Here is a 4,752-nt window from a genome sequence, read left to right as displayed (position 1 = left end):
TATCCCCTGTGTGCCTTGATGGGGTGTCGCCGGTCGCGGAGCCTGTCATCGTCGTTGTTCGACGGTCACACCGTGAGGACCATGCGGTAGCGGGCCCGTCCCTGTTCCATTGCGGCATATGCCTCGGCGGCCTGATCCAGGGGCCGTTCCTGAATTCGCGCGCGCACGCCGGATTGGACCGCGAATTGCATCGTTTCCTCGATATCGCGCGCAGTGCCGGAGGCGTGGCCGGTGATGCTCAGCCCGCGAGTGATCAGCTGCATCGGGCTGATCGGTAGCGGCTCGGCGGAGACACCAACGGCGATGAGCTCGCCGCGCGGTAGTAGCCCACCGACCGTTGAGGCCATGGCTGTAGAGCTGCCCACAGTCCCCAGAACTACCGACACACCGCCGAGCCCCCGCAGCGCTTCGCTGACGTCGCCGGCGGTCGAGTCGATGTAGTGGTGAGCGCCGAGCGCGCGGGCGTCCTCGGCTTTTCCCGCACCGCGGGCGATCGCAATCGTTTCAAAGCCCATCGCGTGGGCGAACTGCACGCCGAGGTGGCCCAGTCCGCCGATACCCAGAATGGCGACGCGGTCGCCGGGTACCGCCCGGGTTTCGCGAAGCGCGTGGTAGGTGGTGACTCCGGCACAACCCATCGGCGCGGCCTCGGCCAGGGAAAGCGCATCAGGGATTCGGGCCAGCGCATTGGCCGGTACAGTCACCGACTCGGCATATCCGCCGGGGTACTGCCAGCTGGGGACCTGCATGTTCGCGCAGTGGATGAAGTCGCCTTTCCGGCATGGGACGCACTTGCCGCAATGCCCGCCGAACCAGCCCACAGCGACACGGTCTCCGACGACGTAATTGTCGACATCGGCGCCGAGCTCAGCGATCGTTCCGGCGATCTCGTGCCCCGGGGTCAGCGGCCACGACATGTTCGGGAACGCGCCGCTGACGAACGCACGGTCGGTGCCGCAGACCCCGCACGCCGAGACCACGAGGCGTACGTGGTCGCGAGGCGGTGAGGTCGTTTCGACATCGACCAGCTTCAATGCCGCACCGGCGGACTGCACGTGAACAGCCTGATGAGTAGACATCGGTATCCTCGCTTTTCCTGGGGAGCGGCGGCGTCGGGAACCTCACCACAGCGGGACCGAGGCAGCGGCGCCGGCAATTCTCGAACGGTATCGGGCACCAGATGAAGAGCGGTTCTCAGGGTTTGTCTGGCCTTGCCACTTTGTATCGGCCGACTGACAGATTGTCATCCATCCTGCGCGGCATTCGCACGCCCAGTGCAAAAGGCACCAGCCCGAAACGATGCCGTGAGAATCATACGTTCGCCGAGACGGTACCGAGGTGTAACGCGAGGTGTCCTTGCCAGTTCACCATGCACCACGACTCTTCTGCGCAGTCGCCAGTGAGTGTGCGTCGACGGAGTCGATCTTCTTGCAATCAGGTGACAATCGTCGATGCCAGGGCTTGCATGAACGCGTGTATGCCTGCCAGCGTGTGCGCGGGCATCATGACGTCGCAGTACGGCAGCGCTGCCGCCATCGCACCGGTGGTCGGCTGGAATCGGGACTCGCCCGCGCGCGGATTGAGCCAGATGACCCGCCAAGCCCGGCGTCGGATCCGGGCCATCGCACGAGCGAGGACATCGGGCGGGTCGCTGTCCCAGCCGTCCGATGCGATGACGACGACGGCGCCGCGCACCGCATTGCCGGACGACGTCGCCAGCAGCGTGCCGAGGCACCGGCCGATGTGCGTGCCACCGTAGCGGTCGACCACCTTGTCGTTGGCTCGGGCCACCGCGACATCCGGGGAACGGTGCGCGAGCACCGAGGTCAGCCTGGTCAACGAGGTGGAGAAGGCGAATACCTCGGGGCGATCGGGCGAACGGCGCTGCATCGCGGCCCGCATCAGGTGCAGGTAGATCGTCGAATATGGTTGCATCGAGCGGCTGACGTCGCAGATCATGACGATTCGGCGCGGGCGGCGTCGGGGACGAGTGCGGACCAGCACCGCCGACTCCCAGCCGGTGCGGCGGGAGTTGTTCATCGTCGCCCGGAAGTCGATCCGCTTGCCGTGCGGATGGTTTGCGTAGCGTCTACTGCGGCGTTGCGGCCAGTGCGCCGACGCCTGCTCCAGCCAGGCGCCGACCGTCCGCAGATCGTCCGGATCGAAGCGAGCGAACGGTTCCTGTTCCCGTGCCGCGAACCGGCTCGGCAGCACGTCCGGCAGCGCTACACCCTGATCGGTTGATCGGTCGGCACGAATCGCTGATTGCATTGTCGCCCAAGGGACTTCACCGCCTTGCCGAGACTGCCCCGGACCGCCCGGCGCCGGCGCCGACGCGCGGTCGGTCGGCAGTCCGTGCGTTCGACTCGGCGGGTCCACACCCAGCACCGCGTCGGCGAACACCGTCGCGAAGACCGCGTCGAAGGCGGCGAGATCCTGCCTGCGATCGACGAGCGTGAGCCGCGCCGCCCAGTAGAGTTCGGTGCGCGACCGCGGCGCCATGCGACGCAAGGCTTGTACGAACAGCGCGGGCCCGCTCGGCGCCACCGCGACACCACCACGCCGCAGCCGCGCGACCACCGCGACAGCGAACGCGGCCAGATCGACGCCGCGCAGCAGCACCGCTCGCGTCACCGCTTCCCGCGCATCTGCCTGCGTACCAGGATGATTCCGAGCACGAACGCGATCACGAACGCGATCGCGGGCGCATACTTCTTGATCATCGCGGGCCCGACGAGTTCGACGAGGTCGAGCGGCGCGGACTCGGGTTGTGCGACCGACTGCGACCGCGCCTCTCGGCCGTCCGGCCCGGCTACCGCTCCCGCGACCGAATCGCCCACTGCGAGTTTCGCTTCCAGGGAGGCGACGAATTCCCGGATCAGTTTCTCCGACACCTGCTGCAGCATCCCGCTGCCGAACTGGGCGAGCTTGCCGACGATCCTGAGCTCGGTGTCCACGGTGACCCGGGTCTTGTCGCCGTCTTCGCGCAGTTGCGTGGTGATGGTCGCCGCCGCGTTTCCGGATCCGCGTGAATCCCGGCCGCTGCCGTTGATGACGGCGCGATGGTCCTGTTCGTCGCGCTCGACGAAATTCGCCTTCCCGGTGAATTCACTGGTCACCGGGCCGACTTTGACCTTCAGTTTGCCGAGGAAGTCCTCTCCTTCCCAGCCGACCATCTGTGCGCCGGGCATGAGCGGGACGACCTGTTCGAGATCGGTCAGCACCGCCCATGCCCGTTGGACGGGTGCGTTGACGGTGAACTCATTGGCGATCTTCATCGGAGTATCCCTCTCATCCGGTAGCCAGGCTTTGGGTGTATTCGACGATTGCCTCGTGCACGGTGGTGCGGTCGTCGGGTGTCTTCGCCAGTGCGCTGAGCGCGGTGATCGCCTCCGGCGCGGTGAGATCGGCGACGCCGAGCGTCACCAGTGCGGCGATCCAATCGATGGTCTCGGCGACACCGGGCGGCTTGTCGAGATCGAGATCGCGGGCGCCGCCGACGAATTGGGTGGCGTGCTCGATCAGCGCGTCGGTTGCCCCGGGCACGGTGCGTCGCACGATCGCCACCGCACGGGCCGGTTCCGGGTAGTCGATCCAGTGGTAGAGGCAGCGCCGGCGCAACGCGTCGTGCAGATCGCGACTGCGGTTCGAGGTCAGCACCGCGAGCGGCGGATGCTGGGTGACGAAGGTCCCGAGCTCGGGAACGGTCACCGTGGCCTCACCGAGGAATTCGAGCAGCAGCGCTTCGAATTCGTCGTCGGCACGGTCGATTTCGTCGATCAACAGCACCGGGGGCGTCGGGCCACGATATCGCACACAGCGCAGGATCGGGCGGTCGACCAGGAATGCCTCGGTGAACAGGTCGGCTTCGGTGAGGTCGGCGCCGCGCGCCTCGGCGAGCCGGATGCTGAGCAGCTGGCGCTGGTAGTTCCAGTCGTACAGCGCTTCGCTCACGGTGAGGCCCTCGTAGCACTGCAGACGGATCAGCGGTGCGCCGAGCACGGTTGCCAGGGTCCTCGCCGCCGTCGTCTTGCCCACTCCCGGTTCACCTTCCAGCAGCAGCGGCCGCCCCAATGTGGTGGCCAGATAGAAGGCGGCGGCGGTTCCGGTATCGAGCAGGTAGTCGTCGGCGTCGAATCGTCGCACCACATCCTCGATATCGTCGAACGGCGACATCATGGCGAGGTAGAAGCGCGCAGGCGCTCGTAGTCGTCCCAGGTGTCCACGTCCAAGGGCACCGGTGCGTCGATGTCGAGTCGCGACACCGGAACGCGGCCCGAATCGATGATCTTCCACACGGCCTTGTCGCCGTGCATTCGGGCCAACTCGCCGAATATGCTGCGACTCAGCCAGAATGGATGCCCGATGCCGTCGTGGTAGCGGCAGACCGTGATCGCGGTGGACGTTCCCTCGGCGATCAGCCGGTCGACGGTCACCGCCGACAGACCCGGTTGATCGCCGAGCAGCAACACGATTCCACCAGCCTGGGGATGCACCGAGCCCAGGGCCGAGCGCAACGACGACGAACAGCCCGAATCGAAGTCGTCGGCCAGGACAACCTCCACCCCGGTGAGATCGACCTGCCGGCGCACCGCCGCCGCCGCGCCGCCGAGCGTGACGATGATCTGATCGAAAGCGCAGGATCGCACCATGTCGAGGGTGGCGCCGAGAACCGTCGTATTCCGGTACGGCAGTAGCTGTTTCGCCGTGCCGAGACGGCGTGAGGTGCCCGCGGCGAGTACGACTCCGGTG

Annotated in this window: 5 protein-coding genes; all 5 read right to left on the bottom strand. The window is 66.8% G+C overall.

Going from position 1 to position 4,752, the window contains the following annotated elements:
- Positions 1-65: 65 nt before the first annotated feature.
- The gene (locus ON44_RS34020) at positions 66-1,079 is read right to left on the bottom strand and encodes an alcohol dehydrogenase catalytic domain-containing protein (RefSeq protein WP_040698290.1); all 1,014 of its coding nucleotides are present in this window, start codon (positions 1,077-1,079) and stop codon (positions 66-68) included.
- Between the two features lie 355 nt (positions 1,080-1,434).
- The gene (locus ON44_RS34015; RefSeq protein WP_040698287.1) at positions 1,435-2,634 is read right to left on the bottom strand and encodes a vWA domain-containing protein; all 1,200 of its coding nucleotides are present in this window, start codon (positions 2,632-2,634) and stop codon (positions 1,435-1,437) included.
- Positions 2,631-3,278, bottom strand: coding sequence for an SRPBCC family protein (locus ON44_RS34010; RefSeq protein ID WP_040698284.1), 648 nt, complete (start codon positions 3,276-3,278; stop codon positions 2,631-2,633). Before ON44_RS34010 ends, ON44_RS34015 begins: the two co-directional genes overlap by 4 nt.
- Before the next feature lie 13 nt (positions 3,279-3,291).
- Positions 3,292-4,179: an AAA family ATPase gene (locus ON44_RS34005; RefSeq protein ID WP_040698279.1), complete on the bottom strand. Its 888-nt coding sequence runs from the start codon at positions 4,177-4,179 to the stop codon at positions 3,292-3,294.
- Positions 4,176-4,752 (bottom strand): nucleotidyltransferase family protein (locus ON44_RS34000; RefSeq protein ID WP_040698277.1); only part of this gene is annotated, 577 nt, incomplete at its 5' end. The genes ON44_RS34000 and ON44_RS34005, both read right to left, overlap by 4 nt.

The organism is Nocardia vinacea NBRC 16497 (genome assembly GCF_000308835.1).
Lineage (GTDB): Bacteria > Actinomycetota > Actinomycetes > Mycobacteriales > Mycobacteriaceae > Nocardia > Nocardia vinacea.
This window is presented reverse-complemented; position numbering and strand designations above follow the sequence as displayed.